Annotated in this window: 12 protein-coding genes; 5 read left to right on the top strand and 7 right to left on the bottom strand. The window is 70.0% G+C overall.

Annotated elements, in window-relative coordinates:
* Positions 1–158 precede the first annotated feature (158 nt).
* Both QHF84_RS31785 and QHF84_RS31780 read left to right on the top strand, forming a co-directional pair.
* Positions 159–1,652, top strand: coding sequence for a HAMP domain-containing sensor histidine kinase (locus QHF84_RS31785; protein WP_281317237.1), 1,494 nt, complete (start codon positions 159–161; stop codon positions 1,650–1,652).
* Positions 1,649–3,034 carry a sigma-54 dependent transcriptional regulator gene (locus tag QHF84_RS31780; protein ID WP_281317236.1) on the top strand — a complete coding sequence of 462 codons (1,386 nt, stop codon included), beginning with the start codon at positions 1,649–1,651 and terminating at the stop codon, positions 3,032–3,034. The genes QHF84_RS31785 and QHF84_RS31780 overlap by 4 nt, the downstream gene beginning before the upstream one ends.
* A 10-nt stretch (positions 3,035–3,044) precedes the next feature.
* Here QHF84_RS31780 and QHF84_RS31775 read toward each other — a convergent pair whose 3' ends face one another.
* Positions 3,045–3,518 carry a Kazal-type serine protease inhibitor domain-containing protein gene (locus QHF84_RS31775; protein WP_281317235.1) on the bottom strand — a complete coding sequence of 158 codons (474 nt, stop codon included), beginning with the start codon at positions 3,516–3,518 and terminating at the stop codon, positions 3,045–3,047.
* Between the two features lie 34 nt (positions 3,519–3,552).
* Positions 3,553–4,257: a hypothetical protein gene (locus QHF84_RS31770; protein ID WP_281317234.1), complete on the bottom strand. Its 705-nt coding sequence runs from the start codon at positions 4,255–4,257 to the stop codon at positions 3,553–3,555.
* A 131-nt stretch (positions 4,258–4,388) separates the two neighbouring features.
* Here QHF84_RS31770 and QHF84_RS31765 point away from each other — a divergent pair, with 131 nt between their 5' ends.
* The 3 genes from QHF84_RS31765 (at position 4,389) to QHF84_RS31755 (ending at position 11,179) form a co-directional block, all read left to right on the top strand.
* A complete protein-coding gene (locus tag QHF84_RS31765; RefSeq protein ID WP_281317233.1) occupies positions 4,389–9,191 on the top strand; it encodes a sigma 54-interacting transcriptional regulator in 4,803 nt (1,600 codons plus the stop codon).
* Between the two features lie 356 nt (positions 9,192–9,547).
* Positions 9,548–10,267: an endonuclease/exonuclease/phosphatase family protein gene (locus QHF84_RS31760; protein WP_281317232.1), complete on the top strand. Its 720-nt coding sequence runs from the start codon at positions 9,548–9,550 to the stop codon at positions 10,265–10,267.
* Positions 10,268–10,348: 81 nt separating this feature from the next.
* On the top strand, positions 10,349–11,179 hold the full coding sequence (locus QHF84_RS31755; protein ID WP_281317231.1) for a helix-turn-helix transcriptional regulator: 831 nt from the start codon (positions 10,349–10,351) through the stop codon (positions 11,177–11,179).
* Here the strand turns inward: QHF84_RS31755 and QHF84_RS31750 are convergent.
* From QHF84_RS31750 to QHF84_RS31730, 5 genes are all read right to left on the bottom strand, one after another.
* Positions 11,169–12,122: an oxidoreductase gene (locus QHF84_RS31750; RefSeq protein ID WP_281317230.1), complete on the bottom strand. Its 954-nt coding sequence runs from the start codon at positions 12,120–12,122 to the stop codon at positions 11,169–11,171. The two genes, QHF84_RS31755 and QHF84_RS31750, sit on opposite strands and share 11 nt — an antisense overlap.
* Positions 12,123–12,244: 122 nt before the next feature.
* Positions 12,245–13,219, bottom strand: a complete 975-nt coding sequence (locus QHF84_RS31745; RefSeq protein WP_281317229.1) for a hypothetical protein — start codon at positions 13,217–13,219, stop codon at positions 12,245–12,247.
* A gap of 302 nt (positions 13,220–13,521) precedes the next feature.
* Complete coding sequence (gene ycaC / locus QHF84_RS31740) at positions 13,522–14,148, bottom strand: isochorismate family cysteine hydrolase YcaC (RefSeq protein WP_281317228.1); 627 nt, start codon at positions 14,146–14,148, stop codon at positions 13,522–13,524.
* 58 nt (positions 14,149–14,206) lie between these two features.
* On the bottom strand, positions 14,207–18,073 hold the full coding sequence (locus tag QHF84_RS31735; protein WP_281317227.1) for a serine/threonine-protein kinase: 3,867 nt from the start codon (positions 18,071–18,073) through the stop codon (positions 14,207–14,209).
* Positions 18,074–18,166: 93 nt separating this feature from the next.
* The gene (locus tag QHF84_RS31730) at positions 18,167–19,999 is read right to left on the bottom strand and encodes an ATP-binding protein (protein ID WP_281317226.1); all 1,833 of its coding nucleotides are present in this window, start codon (positions 19,997–19,999) and stop codon (positions 18,167–18,169) included.
* Positions 20,000–20,002 lie beyond the last annotated feature (3 nt).

Below are 20,002 nucleotides of genomic sequence, written 5' to 3'. Positions count from 1 at the left end.
CCGTGCCAGGGCGGTTCAGGGCGGATCCGTCAGTTTTCCCGGAGCATCACGGGCGGGCAGGGGAGGGGAGTGACCGAGCCGGTCACAAGACGTGACCCGCGCGGCCACGAGCGCCCCCGCGGCTGGCTTCGGGTCGTGCGCATTGCTAAAGGCGGGGCATGGCGGTGCTTCCGTCGCCGCAGGCGTATCGCCTCCGCGGCCGTCTGCTCCTCACCGTGAGCCTGCTCGTGGCCCTCGTGCTCGCGAGCGGCGCGAGCGCCGTGGTCTCGGCCCTCGCGTCGCGTCGCGCCATCCTGAAGGCGCACGACCTGGAAGTGGCCTCGCGCCGCGCGGCGCTGCTCAGCGTCGTGGCGCGCGAGCAATACATCCACGAGGCGCACACGATCATCCTGCGCGACACCTCCCACGTCGCCCACCACGACAAGTGGGTCGACAAGCTGAACGACGAGCTGCGCGCGCTCCGGCCGATGGTCGACGACGCGGGCGGAGAGCGCCTCGACGCGATCGCCGACGCGAGCTGCGACCTGAGCTGCGTCTTCACCGAGGAGATCCTGCCGGCGATCGATCGGAAGGACTGGGCGGAGGTGCATCACTCGCACGAGCGGGCGAACGCCCTCGTCGACAGGATGACGGAGCACGCCGACGCGATCGCCGGCTACTTCGACGGCGAGGCCCTGAAAGCCGAAAGCGAGTCCGCGAGCGCCGTGCGGCTCGCGCTGGTGATCGCCGTGGGCACGGGCCTGCTCGCGGCCGCGGTGGCGCTCGTCGCGGGGCGGAACCTGTGGCGGTCGTTCGCGACGCCGCTCGGATCCGTCGAACGCGTCGCGCGGCGTGTCGCCGAGGGGGATCGAACGGCGCGCGTCGAGCCCGTCCCCGCGGTCGAGCTCGCGGTCGTGGCGGACGCGTTCAATCGTATGCTCGACACGCTGAAACGAGCGGAGGCGGATCTCGTGGCCGCCGAGCGATTGGCGGCGATCGGGCGGGTCGCGGCGGGCGTGGCGCACGAGATCAACAATCCGGTCACCGTCATTCGTGGCTACCTGAGCACGATGCGCGACGAGGTCGACAGCGATTCGATGCGCGACGAGCTCCGGATCCTGGACGAGGAGGCGGCGCTTTGCCAGCGCATCGCGGAGGAGCTGCTCGTGTACGCGCGTACGCCCGCGCTCGTGCCCCGCCCCGTGGACGCGGCCGAGCTCTTGCGCGACGCGGTGGATCGTGCCGAGGGCGTGCCCTCCCGAAGGTCGAGTTCACCCGGCACGCCGGCCGTCGTGGTGGACACGGAGCCTGCGATGATCCGGGTCGATCCGTTGCGGATCCGGCAGGTGATCGTGAATCTCGTCTCGAATGCGCGCGAGGCGACGTCGAGCGGCGAGCCGGTCCTCGTCACGGGGAGGCGCGAGGGCGACGGGTATCGTTTCGAGGTGCTCGACCGCGGCGAAGGATTGTCGGCCGACGTGCTCGACCACGTCTTCGAGCCTTTTTTCACGACACGGCGGGACGGAACGGGCCTCGGCCTCGCGGTCTGTTATGGGCTCGTCACCGCGCACGGCGGGTGCATTCGGGCGGAGGCGCGGCCCGGCGGAGGCGCGCGGTTCGTCGTGGATTTGCCGGGCGTGATCGTGGACGCCGGAAAGGAAGAAGCCGCGTGAAGCCGACGATCCTGGTGGTCGACGACAAACCGAACATGACGGCCATGCTCTCCAAGGTGCTCGGCAAGCTCGGGCGTGTCGTCACCGCGCGTGGCGTGCGATCGGCGCTGGAGGCGCTGGAGAGAGAGCCGATCACCGTGGTGCTCTGCGACCTGCGCATGAGCGACGGCGACGGGCTCGAGGTGCTCCGCGCGGTGCGCGCGCGCTGGCCGGGGGTGCCGTTCATTTTGATGACGGCGTATGCGACGGTCCCGACGGCGGTGCAGGCCATGCGCGAAGGGGCCTACGATTACGTCACGAAGCCCTTCGAGACCGACGCGCTCAAGGCCCTCGTCGAGCGCGCGCTCGCGCAGGCGGCGGTGCTCCACGAGACGCACGAGCCGCGGGACGTGGACGGGTTTGGCGCGATGATCGGGCGTTCGCCCGCGATGCGCCGGATCTATCAGCTCATCGAGCGCGTCGCGCCCACCGACGCGACGGTCTTGATCCTCGGCGAGACGGGGACCGGCAAGGAGCTCGTGGCCCGCGCGATTCACGAGCGCTCCTCGCGGGCGCCCTCGCGCCTGGTCGCGGTCAACTGCGCGGCCATTCCGCGATCGCTCATCGAGAGCGAGCTTTTTGGCCACGCGCGCGGCTCCTTCACGGGGGCTGTGGCCGATCGTGCCGGTCTTTTCGAGGAGGCGCACGAGAGCACGTTGTTCCTCGACGAAATCGGCGAGCTTCGCCCGACGCTCCAGGCGAAGCTCACGCGCGTGCTCGAGGAGCGCTCCGTTCGCCGCATCGGCGAGCCGCGCGAGCGGAAGGTGGACGTCCGGGTGATCGCCGCGACGCACCGCGACGTCCGCGGCATGGTGAAGGCGGGATCGTTCCGCGAGGATTTATGGTTCCGCCTCAACGTGTGCGTGCTCGAGCTGCCGCCGCTGCGCGAGCGCGCGGAGGACATTCCCCTGCTCGCACAGCGTTTCCTCGCGGAACGAGCGCCGCACGCGGGATCGAGCGCGACGCGGTTTTCCGAGGCGGCGCTCTCCGCGCTCAGCGCTTATCGCTGGCCGGGGAACGTGCGGGAGCTCCGGAGCGCGGTCGAGCGGGCTGCGATCATCGAGACGACGCGGGAGATCACGCTCTGCTCCTTGCCGCCGGAGATCCAGGGCGCAAACGCGGCGGCGGCCACGGGCGCGCGGGACACCGAGCTCGCGAAGCTCACGTATCGCGAGGCCGTCGATGCATCACGCGCCGAGGCGAGCCGCCGGTACCTGGAGGCGGTCTTGAAGAGGTTTTTCGGGGACGTGACGGCCGCCGCGGAGCACGCGGGGATCGAGCGGGAGAGTTTTTACAGGCTGATGCGGCGCGCGGGGCTTTCGGCGGAGGAGTTCCGGAAATGACCCTGCATGATCAAGGGCAGGCCCCCGCCGTCGCGACGGCCGTACCGGCCATGTTGGCGGTGCACGCGTTCGCGTGCGTCTGGCCGTCGCATCCGCAGACCGGGTCGTAGTTCTGATCGCACGCTTCGGGCTTGGGCTTGCAGGTACCGAGCTGATCGATGATCGCCCCGCACATCGTGTCGATCGGAACATCACAAAAGTAGCCCTCTTCGCACGGCATGCCGGCTTCCTCGCTGCAGAGCGTGTCGCCGGCTACCACGCAATCGCCGTCGCTCGCCGGGCAGAAATCGTCACACGTGCCGTCGTCGTACCAGCCTTCGAGGGCGCACACGTCGGCGCCGTCGTTGGTGACGCCGTTCATCGCGCGGGCCTCATCCTTCGTGTAGCTCGTCGGCTCGTCGCCGCCCGAGTCGACCGTGCTCCCGCAGGCAGGCAAAACGAGGAATGCGAGCGTGAGGAGCGCGAACGTATTCGATCGGAACATGGTGGTCTCCTTTTCTTTCATGAATCGAGGGTCGTCAGGGGGTTACGAAGAGGGTGAGGGGGCGGCGATCCCGAACGGCGCCGGTCGTCTCGACGAACAGCACGTCGACCTGCTCGTTCGCCTGTGGTCCGACGTCGACCGTGATCGTCGTGGCGCTGCCCGGCGTGAGGACGAACGGCGTCGTCGGATCGAATCCGTAGGCGGCCTGCCCGCGGCGCAGGCGGGGCGCGAGGAACGAGAGCTCGTCCGGGCAATCGTTGCGGACGACGACGCTCCGGGTGTCGCCGGCGCCGTTGAACGAGAGAGAAAACGCCGGATCGAGCACGAGGCAATCGGCGAAGGGCCGCGGACCGGGCTCGTAGCTGGTGCCGGCGGCATTCAGGACGAGGTCGAGCGGCATGGAGCGGACCCCGCCCGGCGCCACGATTTCGAGACGGAACTCGTCCATGTCCGTGCCGGGCACGGTGATGTCGAAGCTTCCATCCGCCGCGACTTTTGCCGCGAAAGGCGCGTCGGTCGTGTCCAGGTTCGTGACCACGATGTCGCCGAGCGGCGGCGTGACCGCGCCGGGCTCGCCCACGAAACGCTTTGTGGTGGACATGTCCATGGGGCCGCCCGTGGAGACGTGGTCCGCGAGGAGCGTGGGTTCTTCGGGGGGCGTCGGCTGGGGGCTCACGATGCACGCCCCGAGAGCGAGCGACGCGGCGAGCAAACGAAGAAGCACGCGAACGGAAAGCATGCGCCGGCCCTTAGCAGGGGGCGTACCAAGGTCACGCCGCGGGCAGAACGAGCGAATTCACGAGGAGGAACGCGTGGTTCGCTCTCGGGAAATGTCTCGTTGAGACAGGTGAGACACATGTGAGACACTTCGTGGGCTTGGTCGTCCCGGGAGAGACCCTCGCCCATCGCTATCGGATCGTCGCGACGCTCGGCGAGGGCGGCCTCGCGCGGACGTTCCTCGCGCGGGACCTCGTCCTCGAAACGGACGTCGCGCTGAAGGTGCTGCGGCGCGCGGAGGATGAATGGGCCCTCCGCGCGGAGCTCGGGTACCTGGCGGGCCTCGTCCACCCGCACCTCGTCCGCGTGCTCGATTTCGGATCGCTGCCGCGGGACGGCGAACAGGCGTTGCACTACCTCGCGACCGAGGTCGTCGCCGGGCGTGAGCTCGATCGGGCGGCGCCGACGTTCGAGGCGCTGCGCGGGCCACTCGTCGATGCCCTCTCCGCGCTCGCGTTCCTGCATCGCCTCGGGCTCCGGCACGGGGATTTCAAGCCCGCCAACGTGCTCGTCGACGAGCGTGGGCGGGGCGTGCTGCTCGATCTGTCGTGCGCAGGCCGGCTCGGGAGCGTGGCGGCGCCGAGCGGGACGCCGCGTTTCATCGCGCCCGAGGTTTTTCGTGGGGAACGCGCCGATGCGCGCAGTGATCTCTACGCCGTCGGCGTCACGTTGCTCGATCTCGCGCGGAAGCAGAGGCTGCCGCCTGCGGCGGAGCGCCTCGCGCGTCGGCTCGCGGATGCGGATCCCGCGGCGCGTCCGGCCTCCGCGGAGGAGGTGATCGAAGCGCTCGGAGGGCACGCTTCGTTTTTGCGCGTGCCGCCGCGCGAGGCGCCGCGGATCGTGGGTCGCGAGGCGGAGCTCGGCCTTCTCCTAGCGCTGCTCGACCGTCTCGAAGCGGGTTTGGCCGGGCCGCGGGTGGCGATCCTTCGAGGGCCAGAAGGGGCAGGGAGGAGCCGCCTGCTCCGCGAGTTCAAGTGGATCACGCAGACGCGGGTCGCGACCGTCGAAGCCCTCGCCACGACACGAAGGCCGTTCGGTTCCCTCGTGGAGCGCGCCGCCTCGGAGCCTCTGGCCGAAGGGAGCCTGCGCGCCGCGCTCGAAGCGCGGGATCGGCTGGTTCGTCGGGGCACACCGGTGGCGTTGCTCGTCGACGACGTCCACCTCCTGCCCGACGACGACCGCGAGGCGCTCTCGGCCCTCGCGCGATCGCTCGATCCGGCCGATCCGGTGCTCCTCGTCGTCACCGAGGTCGACCACGCGAGGGGCGTGTTTTTGGGTGGCGAGCCTGCGGGCGTCGAAGTGATCGGGCTCGGGCCGCTCACGGCGCACGCGGTGAAGCGGTGGATGCTGGACGTCGGGCTTTCGGGCGTCGAGGCCGAGCTTTTCGCGGCGACGGGCGGGCACGCGGCGGCGATCGCGGATGTCGTCGCGGAGCTGCAAGCCGGCAGCGCTGCGGAGGGTGAGCTCGATCGTGCGGTGACGAAGGGGAGGTTTGTCCAGAAGAAACCCCGCGCCGCGGCCACGAGCACCTTCACGCCGGCCGAGGAGCGCGCGCTTGCTTTGCTCGTCGCGCTCTCCGGCCGCGCGCGTCTCTCGCTGCTGTCGAGCTTCGGGGTCGGTGAGGCCGAGATCTCCGCGCTGGTCGGCCGTGGCCTCGCGCGGCGCGATGCGGACGCTTTGCGGATCACGCGGCGGGAGGCGGCCACGCTCGCGGTGCGCGAGGAGGCGATCCGCGAGGCTCATGCGGCCATCGCGGCGTGGTTCGATGCGCGCGGCGCGGATGCCGCGGTTTTGCCGGACGAACGCGTCGAGGCGGCAGGGCAGGCCGTGCGGCACTGGGCGCTCGCGGGACAGGCGGCCGAGGCAACACGTCGGCTCGCCGAACACGGGGCCGACGCGGTCCGGCAACCACGCGCCTTTCGAGCCGCAGCCGAGGCGGTGGTCGACGCCGAGCACCTCGACGACGAGGCATGGCTGCTCGCCGTGCGTGTCATCGAGCTCGCGGGCAATCCTGCTCGCGCGCGCGAGGCGATCGAACGAAGGCTCCCACGCCTCGAAAGCGGGGCGCAGCGCGGCCGCGCGCTCCTCACGCTCGCGAGTTGCCTCGCGCAGCAGGGAGAGGCGCAGCGGGCGCTCACGGTCCTCGCGGAGGCCACGCGCGAGCCGCTCGACGACGTGGGCCGGGCGCGGCGCGCGGATCTCGAAGCACGCGCGCTCACGCGGCTCGGGCGTCACGCGGAGGCGCGTGTGGTCGCCGAGGCCGCGCTCGAGGCCGCGCCCGCGCTGCGGGACGACGACGTGCGCGCCGACCTCATGGAGGATCTCGTGGTCGCAGCGACGCACCTCGGTGATCTGCGCGCGGCGCGGAAGTTCCTGGATCTCTCGGCCGCCGCAGTCGAGCGCTCGCCGCGGCGCCTGCTCCGCGCGCGGAGTTATCGCGCCATTCACGATTACCGCGCCGGCGACGTCCGCGCGGCGCTCGCCGGTCACCGCGAGGCGCTCTGGGTCGCGGAGGAGCACGGCTTGAGCGACGCCATTGCGCGGACGTGCTTGAACCTCGGCACCGCGTGCCACCAGCTCGGCAGGTTTGCCGAGGCCCTCGATGCGTACGAGCGCGGCGCGCGGGTCAGCCGCGCGCTCGGACAGCAAGACGTCGGCCTTCTGTTCGCCTCGAACCTCGCGAAGTTATGGGCCGACGTCGGCGCATTCGAGCGAGGCCTCGGCACCGCGACGCGCACCGAGGCGGACGCCATGGCCGCCGGGCTCGTCGCCATTGCCGCGTCGGCCGCGTCGGCCGTCGGAGAAAACGCGCTGGGCCTCGGCGACCTCGCCTCTGCGCGGGGTGCCGCCGAACGGGCCCGCGGGGCATTCGTTCGGCTCGGCATGGCGCGCGAGGCGGCCGAGGTCGCGCTCGAACGTGCCGAAATCGATTTCGCGGCCGGTGATCTCGCGGCTGCCGCCCGCGCGCTCGATGTCGTGGCCGGCGAGGCGCGCGAGGCGCCCGACGTCGCGGCGCGGGAAGCGCTGGGGCGGGCGGAGCTCGATCGGCTGCGGGGTGTGCCCGCCGGCGAACTGCAACGACTCGAAGAAGCGCTCACGTTTGCCGAGCGCGCGGGGCAGCCGGACCTCCTTGCGGTTTGCGCGGGCCGGCTCGCCGCGGCGCTCGACCACGCAGGCGAACGAGCGCGCGCCTCGACGCTGCGCGCCCGCGCGGACGCGCTCTGGGAGGAAGCCGTTTCGGGCCTCGCGCCCGAGCTTCGGAGCGCGTTTTTCGCCCACCCACGACGGCGGAAGCGGGCGCCCGTCCCTGCCCAGGCTTTCGGCGCGTCCCAGGGACGCGCGGAAAAACTCGCGCGTTTGCTCGATCTCTACCGGAAGCTCAATGGCACCGACGATGCGAATGGCATCCTCGTGATGGCGCTCGACGCCGCGATCGAACTCACGGGCGCCGAGCGAGGTTTTCTCGTGCTCGAAGATCCGCGCTCGGGAGCGCTGCACGTGCCGGCCGCGCGGAACGTCGATCGCGAGCAGATCGGCAAGAGTCACCTCAAATTCAGCCGTTCGATCGCCGAGCAAGCGATGCGCACGGCAGAGGCCGTCTGCACCGCCGACGCGCGCGAGGACGAGCGTTTCCGCGAAAATGCCTCCGTGCACGCCATGCGCCTCCGATCCGTCATTGCCGTCCCGATTCGTTCGCCCGACGGCGTGATCGGCGCGCTCTACCTCGACAATCGATTCACGGAGGCGCGATTTCGCGAGGCCGACATCGACCTGCTCCTCGGGTTTGCCGATCACGTCGCGCTGGTCCTCCGGCGCGCCCGCCTCATCGAGGATCTCCGGCGCCGCACCGAGGAGCTCGAAGCCGAGCGCAGCAAGGTGGAGGAGCTCGCGCGGCTCCAGGCGGCTGAGATCGTACGCCTCGGCGACGAGGTGCGCGCGAAGCAAGAGGCGCTCGACCATCGCAATGACGATCGGGGCATCATCGGCAGGAGCCCGGCCCTCCGCCGCGTACTCGCGACGCTCGATCGCGTCGTCGCGTCGCCGCTCCCGGTGCTCGTCCTCGGCGAGAGCGGCACTGGCAAGGAGCTCGTCGCGCGCGCCGTGCACGACGGGAGCCCGCGCCGGGCGGGCCCCTTCGTGGGGATCAATTGCGCCGCATTGCCCGCGAGTCTCCTGGAAGCGGAGCTGTTCGGCCACAAGCGAGGCGCCTTCACCGGGGCGGATCGTGATCGCGCGGGCCTCATGGTGGCGGCGTCGGGTGGCACGCTTTTCCTCGACGAGCTCGGCGAAATGCCGCTCGAAGTGCAGGCCAAATTGCTCCGCGTCCTGCAAGAACGCGTGGTGCGCCCGCTCGGGAGCGACACCACGGTGCCCGTCGATTTCCGTTTGGTCTGCGCGACGAACCGCGCTCTCCGGACGGAGGTCCGTTTTGGCCGTTTTCGCGAGGATCTCTATTACCGCGTCGGCGTCGTGGAGGTCACGCTGCCGCCTCTCCGCGACCGGCTCGAAGACTTGCCGGAGCTCGCGGCCCACCTCGTCGCGCGCGCGGCCCGTGAGCTTGGCAGGTCCGCGCCGCGGATCACGCCGTCGGCGATGCGCGTGCTGCTGGCGCATTCCTGGCCCGGCAACGTGCGCGAGCTCGAAAACGTGCTCATGAAGGCGATCGTGCTCGCCGAGGGCGACGTGATCCGGCCCGGCGACCTAGGCCTCCGGGACGCGCGGCCCTTGCCTTCACGGGGCATCGAGAGGCCTCGCGGGGACGCCGAGCGCGAGGCGATCCTGCGCGCGCTCGCCGAAAGTGGATGGAATGCGGCCCAGGCGGCGCGAGCGCTCGCCATTCCACGCGCGACCTTTTATCGGCGGCTCGAACGGTATGGGATTGGGCGACCGAGGTGACCCCTATGACGCCGGCTGATGCCTCTACCAAGGAAGCTCCTCGTGCGAGCGAACGTCGGTCCTGGCGCGATTGGCTCCTCGACGGCCTCGTCTGGTCTTATGGCCTGGTTCTCGTTGCCGTCCTCGTCACGCGTTACGGCCTCGCAGATAGAACATGGTGGTCCTTCGCGGCGAACGCCTTGCTTCTTTACGCTTTCTTGCCAGCCCCCTTGATTCTGTTGGTCGTTGCGCGTCGTCGCCGACGTGAGGGGTATACAATCGTCGGCCTGGCAGCGCTCCTCTTCGCGTGGCACTGGGGCGGCCTCCTCGTGCCGCGCGGCGGAACCCCACAGGCGACGGAGAACGAGCTCCGCGTCATGACGTACAACACGCTCGGCTTCAATCCGAACACGGCCGCGACGATACGCGTGATCCGCGAGGTGAATGCCGACATCGTGGCGCTGCAGGAGATGACGCCCGAGCATGCGGATGCATTGGAGCAAGCGCTCTCCGGAAGTCATCCCTACCGCTTGCTCGACGCGAGACCCGGCGTGACGGGCAGCGGCATTCTGAGCCGCCATCCGCTCCGCAAAATCGACGCGAGCCCCCTCGATCGTATCGCGTGGATAGGGACACCGATGGTCGTGGAGCTCGATGTCGGGACGGAGCGCGTGACGTTCGTCAACTTCCACACTGTCGCCGGACCTGCGAACGCGCGCGAGCGCGACGAACAAGCGCGGGCCCTCTCCGACTTTGCGGATGCACACCAGGGCGCGGTGATCTTCGCGGGTGATCTGAACGCGACCGACCAGAACGCGGCGCACTCCATCATCACCCGCACGATGCACGATGCCTGGCGCGAGGCGGGGTGGGGCTTCGGTCACACGTTCCCGGGCGAACCCACGCCCGAGCACGGCGGATCACGCCCCGTCGTCCTCGGCATGGCCGTGCCGACCTGGCTCGTGCGGATCGATTACATCTTTCACTCGAACGCACTCGAAACGATCGACGCGCGGGTCGGTCCCGGCGATGGAGGCAGTGATCACCGTCCGGTTGTGGCTACACTTTCATTTCGTCGCATACCCGGCGGGAAATGAAGGAAGGGACAGTCGCGCCGAGGATCTGGAAGACGACCCCCCGATCGCGTAACCTATCGCCTCGTGACGGATACGCCACACATGTCACGGCGCGCAGAGCTCGCGCAATTCCTCCGCAGTCGTCGCGCGCGCCTTCGCCCCGCGGACGTGGGGTTGCCGGAGGGCGCGCGGCGGCGCACGCCGGGATTGCGGCGCGAAGAGGTCGCGCGTCTCGCAGATGTGGGCGTCAGTTGGTACACCTGGCTCGAACAGGGGCGGGACATTCACGTGTCGGAGCCATTGCTCGAGCGCCTCGCGCTCGCGCTTCGCCTGACGCCGACGGAGCGCGCACACCTCTTCGAGCTCGCGCACGGACGACCGGCGGCCCGCCCCGCGATCGCGCCCGATGCGGTGAGCGGCGCGCTCCAGCACGTGCTCGATGCATACCCCTATCCGGCGCTCGTCTGGACGAGCCGGTGGGACATCCTCGCCTGGAACGGGCCGACGGTGGTCCTGTATGGAGACCTCGGAGCCCTCCCCGTCGAGCAGCGCAATGGATTGTGGTCGATGTTCATGAACCCCGAGCGGCGCGCGCGCATGCCAGGCTGGGAGAAGGATGCGCGGCGCGCCGTGGCCGGCTTTCGCCTCGATGCTGCGCGCGCGGCCGATCGAACCGAATTCGACGCGCTCGCGGCGGAGCTCTCGCGCGTGAGCCCCGAGTTTGCCCGATTCTGGGGCGAGCACGACGTGGGCGAGGTCCCCGAAGGATTGAAGGTGTTCGTCCACCCGGACGTGGGCATGATCGAATTCGAGCACGTCACGCTCACGCACGCGGAGCCCGAGGGTCATTTGCTCCGCGTCTCGCTCTACTGTCCACGCCCCGGGGAGAGCTCCACGCGCGCGCAGAAGTTGTTTCGGCGCGTCACGCGGTGAACGTCACGCCGGTCCATTCTTCGCTCTTCGTCCACAGCCGCTCGCCGAGGTCCCGAGCCATCGCCCACGGCCGTACGCCGCGTCGCCCCGAGAAATCGGCGGGCACCGCCTCGGCGATGTCGACGTCCTCGCAATAGACGCCGCCCATGCCGTCGAGCTGCTTGCTCGTCGCGCACCAGACGCTCGTCGCCGCCCCTTGCTCCGCGGTCTTCAATCTCGAAACGGCGTTGAAATTGTCGACGGCCGCGCGAGCCTCCTCGTCGGACATGTATCGCATGAGCTCGGTGACGATGCCGCCCGGATGCACCGAGAACGCGCGTACACGATGGGCCTCGCCGCGCGCGTCGAGCGCGAGCGCGAAGAGGGCGTTCGCCGTCTTCGCCTGGCCGTAGGCGATCCATTTGTCGTACGGACGTCGCTCGAAATGTGGATCCTCGAAGTCGACCCCGGAATACGCGTGTCCGCCGGACGATAACGAGACCACGCGCGCGCCCCCGGCCTTTCGCAGCGCGGGCCACAGCCGCGCCGTGAGCTGGAAGTGGCCGAGGTGGTTCGTCGCGAGCTGCGACTCGAACCCGCGCGCGTCGCGCACGAGCGGCGTCGCCATGATGCCCGCATTGTTCACGAGCATGTGAAGGGGGCGGCCCGACGCCACGAAGCGAGCGGCGAACGTGTCGATCGAGCTCGGATCCCCGAGATCGAGGCTCTCGATCTCCACGCGCTCCATGGCCGCGAGCGCGGCGCGCGCCTTGTCGGGCGTCCTCGCCGGGACGATCACGGTCGCGCCCGCGGCCGCGAGCGCGCGCGTGGTTTCGAGCCCGATGCCCGCGTACCCGCCTGTGACCACGGCGACGGCGCCGTCGAGCCTGGTGTCGCCGAGTACCTCGCGCGCCGTCGTTTGCGCGCCGTGACCAGAATGCAAGGGCCTTTGGTTCGTCGTCATGGCCCAGGGATAGCGGCTCCGCGGCCGACCCAAAAGAGCGTGAATTCATCCTAGGACTGGCACCACCAGGATGAGGCCGCGCCCCGTGGGCGCCGGCCGCGGCAACGTCCGCGGGGCCGACGTCACTTCGGCGTCGGAATGGTCACCTGACAGTTCTTCGCGGGCGTCAGCCACTTGATCGCATTCAGCCAGAACAGCTCGAGCTGGTATTCCGGGTGCTCGGTCCATTCCGTATCGTACGTGATCCACTCGTCGCCCCACATGAGCACGTGACCACTGCCCACTTCCTGGGCCTTGAGCAGGTCGTACCCTTGTTCCGTGGCGAGCGTCTGTCCCGTCCCCTCGACAGGATACCCGTTGTCGACGCCGACCCTCGTCACGCCGTTCGTCACGGGATGCATCACCCAGTTCGTGACGGGGATCGTCGCTCCCCCGTTCTTCGGTAGAATCTGCTGCGCGGCGTAGCTCATGCCGAAGGCTGCCAGCAAGGTATTCACGTTCGTCCGCTCGGAGGGGTCGCCATAACCGATGAGCGTCATGAAGCCGCCCCCGGCCTTGACCCAATCGCTCAAGGCCGTGACCTCCTCGGCCGAGTACGCCCGGCCGAGCTCGCTCAAATTCTGCGCCACGATGACCTGGTATTTGTCGAGCAGATCCTTCGTGAGCACCTGATCGTTCAGGGAGACGGCGCCATTGTCGCTCCGGGTGTCGAGCCACTGGGCGAACACGTCCCCATTGCCCCACTGGCCAGGCAGCCCGAGCGTCGCGATGCGCAGGCAATCGCAGATGCCGTCGTTGCCCACGTCGACGTTGTCGATCGTCCCGTCGTTGTCGTTGTCGATGCCGTCGCAGACCTCCGGCCCGCCGGCACCACCGCCGCCCGAGCCGCCGCCCGAGCCGCCACTTCCGGCGAAGCTTCCCCCCACGTTTTCGCTGCCGCCTTGTCCGGCGCCGCCTTGTCCAGACCCACCTTGCGCCGAGCCGGTCGAGCTCGCGCCGGCGCCCGAGCCCCCGGCCCCTGATCCGGCGTCCTGTCCGCAGCCAGCGGCGAGCACGAAAATGGCGGCGACGAGCTGAAGAGCATAAGAACGTTGCATTCCTTCAGTATAATCGCTCGTGCGTGCGTCGGGCAATCCCAATTCGTGGGGAGGGCTCGCACTTCCTTCGAAGCCGAAGCATCACGCTCCGCCGCCTCCTCCTCTCCTGCCCCCGCGCGCCGTCTCGGCGAGCACGCTTCCCATGCCAGGCAGAGCGCCTTCCTCGGCACCAGAGCGATCTGTTCATGCCACAGGGGCGATGCCGCGGGGGGGTTTCGGGGGAGCCAGGGCGCCGCGCGGAGCCATGGTCGTTTTGAGCTGACGCGTCGAGAGAGCGCAGCGCGAGCGTCCGCGTGCCGGTGCTACTTGCTCGGTTTGAGCGTGGTGTAGGAGGTGATCAGATTCCGGTAGTCCGGGATGTGGTTCGAGAACAGCGTTCCCAGGCCCTCCACGTCGTTGCGCCAGTCGCGGTGGAGCTCGCACGCGACCCCGAACCAGCTCATGAGCTGCGCGCCGGCCGCGGCCATGCGGTTCCACGCGGCGTGACGGGTCACCTCGTTGAACGTGCCCGAGGCGTCGGTCACGACGAACACCTGATAACCTTCCTCCAGGGCCGAAAGAGCCGGGAATGCCACGCAGACCTCGGTGACGACGCCGGCGATGATGAGCTGCTTTTTTCCGGTGGCCTTGACCGCCTTGACGAAGTCCTCGTTGTCCCAGGCGTTGATCTGCCCCGGACGCGGAATGAACGGTGCATCGGGGAACGTCTGCTTCAGCTCGGGCACGAGCGGACCATTCGGGCCGTCTTCGAAGCTGGTGGTCAGGATCGTCGGGAGGTTGAAGTACTTCGCGAGGTCGGCCAAGGCGAGCACGTTGTTCTTGAACCTGTCGGGATCGAAGTCGCGGACCAGCGACAGCAATCCGGCCTGGTGGTCGACGAGCAGGACAGCGGCGTTGTTCTTGTCGAGTCGGGTATAGGTGGTGCCCATGGCGGTTCCTTTTTTCTCGATGGTGATGGGGTTGTGTGCGTGCGCGACACCCGCGCAGTCATGAAAACTTGCTCAGAAGCGCCCACATTCGCGCGTGTACCGGCACGTGGAAGAGATACCTGTCCCGGAGCGCCCGATCGGCAATCCTCTCGGCCCGCGCCTCGGTCTCTCGTCGCATGCGGAGGAGCACCGCAATGGCCTCGTCCCGCCGCCCGAGCGCGTCGAGCGCCTGCGCCAGCACGACGCCGAGCGCGACCCGCCGGCGATGATCCGTTCCCTGGAGCGCCTCGTCGCGCGAAAGCGCCTCCACGCAGAGGCCCCGCGCCTCGACGACCCTCCCTGCGGCGAGGAGCGCCGCGGCGCGGACGTTCGTGTGCCAGAGCTCCGCGACGGGCATGCCCTTCACGGCAGGCTCATATGCGTCGAGCGCGGCCTCGATGCCGTCGAGCTCCCCGCCCGCGACGCGTGCTTCGAGGATCGATAGGCGCGCATGCAGGCCCATCACGCCCTCGTCGAGCGCGTCCGCCTCGTTCGCCACCGCCTCGCCCAGGCGAATGCCCTCCGCGAGCGCACCCCGATCGAGGGCGACCCACGCGAGCACGCATCGGCCCATCAACGTGGCCTGGCTGCCGGGGGGCGACGCGGCGAGCGCGCGCTCGACGATCGAGCTCGCTTCGTCGAATGCGCCGAGCGCGAGGAGGAGCGAACCGACGTGCATCTCGGCGTTGGGCCAGTAGCGCTGATCGCCGGCCTCGCGGAAGCCGGTCACGCTCAGGCGGTGGAGCTCGAGCGCATTCCAGAGATCCTGTTCGACGTGGTGCGCCCAGTACCCCTGCGCATGGGCGAGCCAGGCCATGACCGAAGGGTTTTCCGCCGCGAGGCCGATCGAGAGGTGCTCCATGCGGCGCAGGTAAAGCTCGGCCGGGCCGCGCTGGCCCGTGAGGAGCAGGGTGTTCACGGCCATCGCGAAGGCCCAGGCGAGCGCGGGGATCGCCTCGGGCTCGGGCTCGACGCGGAGGAGGTCGGAGAGGGCCTCGCCGATGACGTCGAAGCGCCGGAGCATGAGGCCATTGCTGATGACGCCGCCGAGCGCGCGTGCATGGCTGAGGCTGCCGGGCTCGGCGAGGAAAAGCGCGACCTGCGCCGCTTCGTGCGCCCGGACGTACTGACAGCTCCAGGTCCAGGCGTCGCTCTGGATGGCCCGGAGCTCGGCCGCGTCCGCGCCGGTCGCGCCGAGGCCGAGCGCCGCGTCGGCGAGCGAGACGGCGGCCTCGTTGTCGCCCGCGGCGAGGGATTGCTCGGCCGCCCGCACGTAATAAACGATGGCCCGGCTCGCGTCGCCGGCGCGGCCGAAATGCTCGGCGAGGACCTTCGGATCGTTCTCCCCGGCCGAGAGGAGCCACGCGCCGGCCCGCGCGTGCGCGAGGGCGCGATCCCGCTCCGTCAACGTCGTATACGATCCCTCCTGGATGAGGGAATGCCGGAAGGCGTACTCGGTGCGCCCGGAAAAACGGCTCGATTTCCGGCGGAACGCGAGCTCGCGCGCTTCGAGCGAGGCGAGCATGTTGGTGACGGATTCGACGGGCTCGTCGGCGACGGCGGCGAGGGCGTCCGTCCAGAAGGCCTCGCCGAAGACGCTGGCGACGCGCAAAAGGCGCCGTTCTTCGGGGACGAGCGCGGCGAGGCGTGATTCCACGAGGCCGAGCGCGGTCTCGGGCACCTCGCCGCCGCGGCCCTCGGCCACGGCCCGCACGAGCTCTTCCAGGTAAAACGCATTGCCGCCGGCCCGCGCGACGACGCGGTCGATCTCCTCGGAAGAAATGCGATCGCCCACGTAATGCCGCACGAGCTCGGCGGCCGCGCGGCCCGGGAGCGCGCCGAGGCGAATCTCTTGCAGATCGCGTTGCTCCCACAGCCGCGGAAAGCTCTGCCGCACCTCGGGCCGCGCGAGCGCGAGCACCACGAAAGGGTGATGCGGAAGGGCGCGCAGCGCGGCGTCGACGAGCTTGATCGAGGCGGCATCCCCCCATTGGAGGTCTTCGAGCACGAGGAGGCGCGGCCGCGCCGAGAGCTCGGCCGCGAGGAGCTCGAGGTACGCCTCGCGGATGCGATCGGCCATGAGCGCCGCGTTTTGCCGCGCGGCCCGGAGCTTGGGGCTCTGATCGTCGGGGTAGGGAATGCCGACCATCTCGCCGAGGAATTCGAGGACGTGCCGTTGCCGATCGGGCGCGAGGTGCTTGCCGAACGTGTCTTCGAGCTTCTGGCGGCGCACCGCGCAGGGCTCGCCGGACGTGATGCGGGCCGTGCGTAGCAATGCCGCGGCGATGACCGAAAAGGGCGAGCCCCGCCCGAGGAGGTCGCCCCGGCCAATCTCGACGACGGCGTCCGGCCTGGCGGCGGCGAGGCGCATTTCGAGCTCGCGGCGCAGGCGCGATTTCCCCATGCCCGCCGCGCCGACGACGAGCACGGCGCGCGCATTTCCCTCGTCGAAGCTCGCGTGCACGAGCTCCTCGACCATCCGAAGCTCCCGATCGCGGCCGACGTAAGGGCTCGGGCGTCCGAGGAGCGTGCGCGCGTCCTCCGGCGCCTCGCGTTCGCCTTCGAGGACGAAATCACCCGAAGCGAGGGCCACGGCGAAGCGGCCGTCGAGCAGCGCCGCGGTGACCTCGTCCATGAGCACCGAGCCGTGCGGATGGCGCTCGCCGTCCTTCAGGAGCACGACGGCGCGATCGGCGATCTTGCCGATCGGGGCTTTGCCATCGGCCTCGCCGAGGCCCGTGACGAGGGCGATCGCGCTCGGGGGCAAGAGGGGGCGGAGCGCCAGGGCGGCGCGCGCGGCGCGCAGGGCGAGGTCGCTCGCGCTGCCCTCGCCGGAGAGGGTGACGAAGAGCGCGCCGTTCGCGAGCGCCGAAGCATGCGCGCCGAACGGGCTCACGGCGTGCTCGATCGCGGTGACGCGAATGTTCACGAGCTCCGCCGTCTCGACGTACGGACCAGCCGCCGGCACATGGGGCAGGGCCGCGACGATGGAGAAGAGCCGCCTCTCGGTGTGCCCGAGATCCACACGTCCGGGCGGCGGGCGGAGCGTCGCGCGGCCCATGTGCATCGATTCGAGGGTGCGCGCCACGGCGCCCGCGTCCTGAGGCCTCTCGTCCGGGTCCTTGGCGAGCAGGCTCGCGACGAGCTCGTCGAGCGCGCGGGGCGCCTCGGGCCGGAGGTCCCTGAGGCGCGGCGCCTCCTCGAAGAGCAGCCTCGCGAGCAAGGCCATCACGTGATTGCCCTCGAACGCGGGCCTGCCCGTCACGCACTCGAAGAGCACGGCGCCGAGTGAAAACAGGTCCGCGCGACCGTCGACCCGGACGCGATCCCCGCGCGCCTGCTCGGGGGCCATGTAGCCCGGCGTGCCGATCGCCGCCCCGGTCTCGGTGACGCGCCGCGAGGTGCTCACGCTCTGGGCGATGCCGAAATCGATCAATCGGACCTCCTCGACCGAGGAGCCGAGGAGGAGCAGGTTGCTCGGCTTGATGTCGCGGTGGATGACGCCGCGGAGGTGCGCGACTTCGAGCGCTCGCGCCACGCGTATGCCGAGCGTGAGGGTGTCCTCGATCGACAGGGGCCCGCGGGCGAGGCGCGCCGCGAGGTCCTCGCCTTCGAGCCATTCCATGGCGAGCCAGCGCCTGCCGAGGCCCATGGATCCATGCGAGATGTACCGGACCACGTGGGGATGATGGAGCTCGGCGAGGCTCTGCGCTTCGTGGTCGAAGCGCCGCCCCATCTCGCCGCCCTCGTCGTGCACCAGCTTGAGCGCGACCCGCGTGCCCGTGTGTCGATCGAGCGCCCGGTAGACCGTGGCCATGCCCCCGGAGCCTGCGACACGCTCGATCACGAACCTATCGTCGACCAGGTCGCCCGCCAGAAGCCGCATTTCGAGAGGATGTACCGCTCCCGGGACAAGGCGACAAGATCAAGAAAGTGGTCGCGTTCGCACCATTTTTTCGTTCGGAAAGAACGGAATCGGTCAGGAGGCGCGCGCGGCGACGGCGGCGCGCGCCTTCGGGAGCGTGACGGTGAAGGTCGAGCCCTCGCCGGGCAGGCTCGCGAGCGAGATGGCGCCGCCGTGGGCCTCGACGATCTGCCGCACGATGTAAAGGCCGAGGCCGAGGCCGCCGTAATGGCGGGACGAGACCGCGCGCTCGAATCGGTCGAAGATGTGGGCCTGCCGGTCCTCGGGGATGCCGATTCCGCGATCCTCGACGCAGAGCCACGCCTGGGTATCGTCGCCCGTGGCCCGCACCCGGACGGGCTTGCCGGCGCCGTACTTGAGCGCATTGCCGAGCAGGTTCGTCACGACCTGGCGCAGCCTCGCCCGATCCCACATGCCGCGCACCGGGCGCTCCGCCTCGACGACGAGCGAGCCGCCCGTGCGCGCGACCTCCTCGCGCAGCTCGCCGGCCGCCTCGCGCGTGAGGGCCGCGAGATCCACTTCTTCGAGCTCCAGATCGAGGTGGCCGGCTTCGAGGCGCGAGACGTCGAGCAGCCGGTCGATGAGGTGCAAGAGGTGCTTGCTTTGCCGGTCGCTCGTCTCGAGCAGGCGCTCGATCAGCGGCGCGGGCATTCGATCGAGCTTGCCGGCGCGCGCATGCCGGAGGAGCGCCTCGATGCCGAGCCGGAGCGACGTGCAGGGCGTGCGTAGCTCGTGCGAGGCGATCGAGAGGAACTCGTCGCGCGCGCGGATGGCCTCCTGCGACTCCTCGTAGAGGCGCGCATTCGCGAGCGCGAGCGCCGCGTGGTGGCCGAGGTCCTCGGCGAGCGTGAGGTCGGCCGCGCAGGCGGGCGAGGAGCCGGGCATGCGGGCGAGGGTGATCGCGCCGAGCGTGCGGCCGCGCGCGATGAGCGGCACGGCGACGTACGAGGAGAGGCCGAGCGCGCGGACGAGAGCTTCGCAGGCCGGATCCCGCGTCCCGAGCGCGGCGAGGCGCGCGTCGGTGGTGTCGGGGACTGCGGGGCAGAGCAGCGGCTGGCCGAAGCGGACGACGTGCGAGACGCCGCCGGGCAGATCGGGCTCGACGCGGATGGAGCCGGGTTTGGCGAGGGCCTCGCGGGCCGGATCGACGTGCGCGAGGGCGCCGAGGTGCACGCCGCCCTGGCCGTCGACGGTCCACACCGCGCACCAATCGGCGGCGAAGGGGACACAAAGATGCGCGAGCCGCGTCGCCGTATCCTCGTAATCGAGCGTGCCCGATAGGATACGCGTCGTCTCGGCGAGGAAGGCGCTCCTTCGCTCGGCGCGCTCGGCGGCCGCGCGGGCGGCCTGCTCTTTTTCGAGGAGCCGATCGCGCTCTTCCTCGGCGCGCCGCCGGTCCGTGATGTCGCGGCCGAGCACGACGAGGCCGCGGCGCCGTCCGTCCGGATAAAAGAGCGGAACCTTGTATACGTCGTACGTCCGGATCGACCCGTCGGGCCGCGGGACGTTCTCCTCGACGCGGGAGAGCTTGCCCGCGTCCCAGGCGACGCTGTCGGTATCCGGGCAGACGAGCAATGCTTCACGATAGAAGGGCGTGAACGCGGAGAGCTCGGCCTCGCTTTTGCCCTGGTAATCGACGCCTTCGAGCCCGAACACCTCGAGGCCGGCGCGATTCACTTCGAGCCAGCGGCCTTCGCCGTCTTTCATGAAGATCGGATCGGGTGAAGCCTCGATGAGCGTGCGCAGCCGCTCCGCGCTCGAAATCACCTGCTCCGGAGACGCGTCCTCCGGCGTGAACCTGGTCAGCTCGGCGCGTGCCCCGGAAGCCGGCGCGTGCTCGTGTCGGGCTTCGCGATCTCTCGGCGCACTTCGCATCATCGCCGCCATGAT

This window comes from Polyangium sp. y55x31, from assembly GCF_029946505.1.
Taxonomy (GTDB): Bacteria; Myxococcota_A; Polyangia; order Polyangiales; family Polyangiaceae; genus Polyangium.
This window is presented reverse-complemented; position numbering and strand designations above follow the sequence as displayed.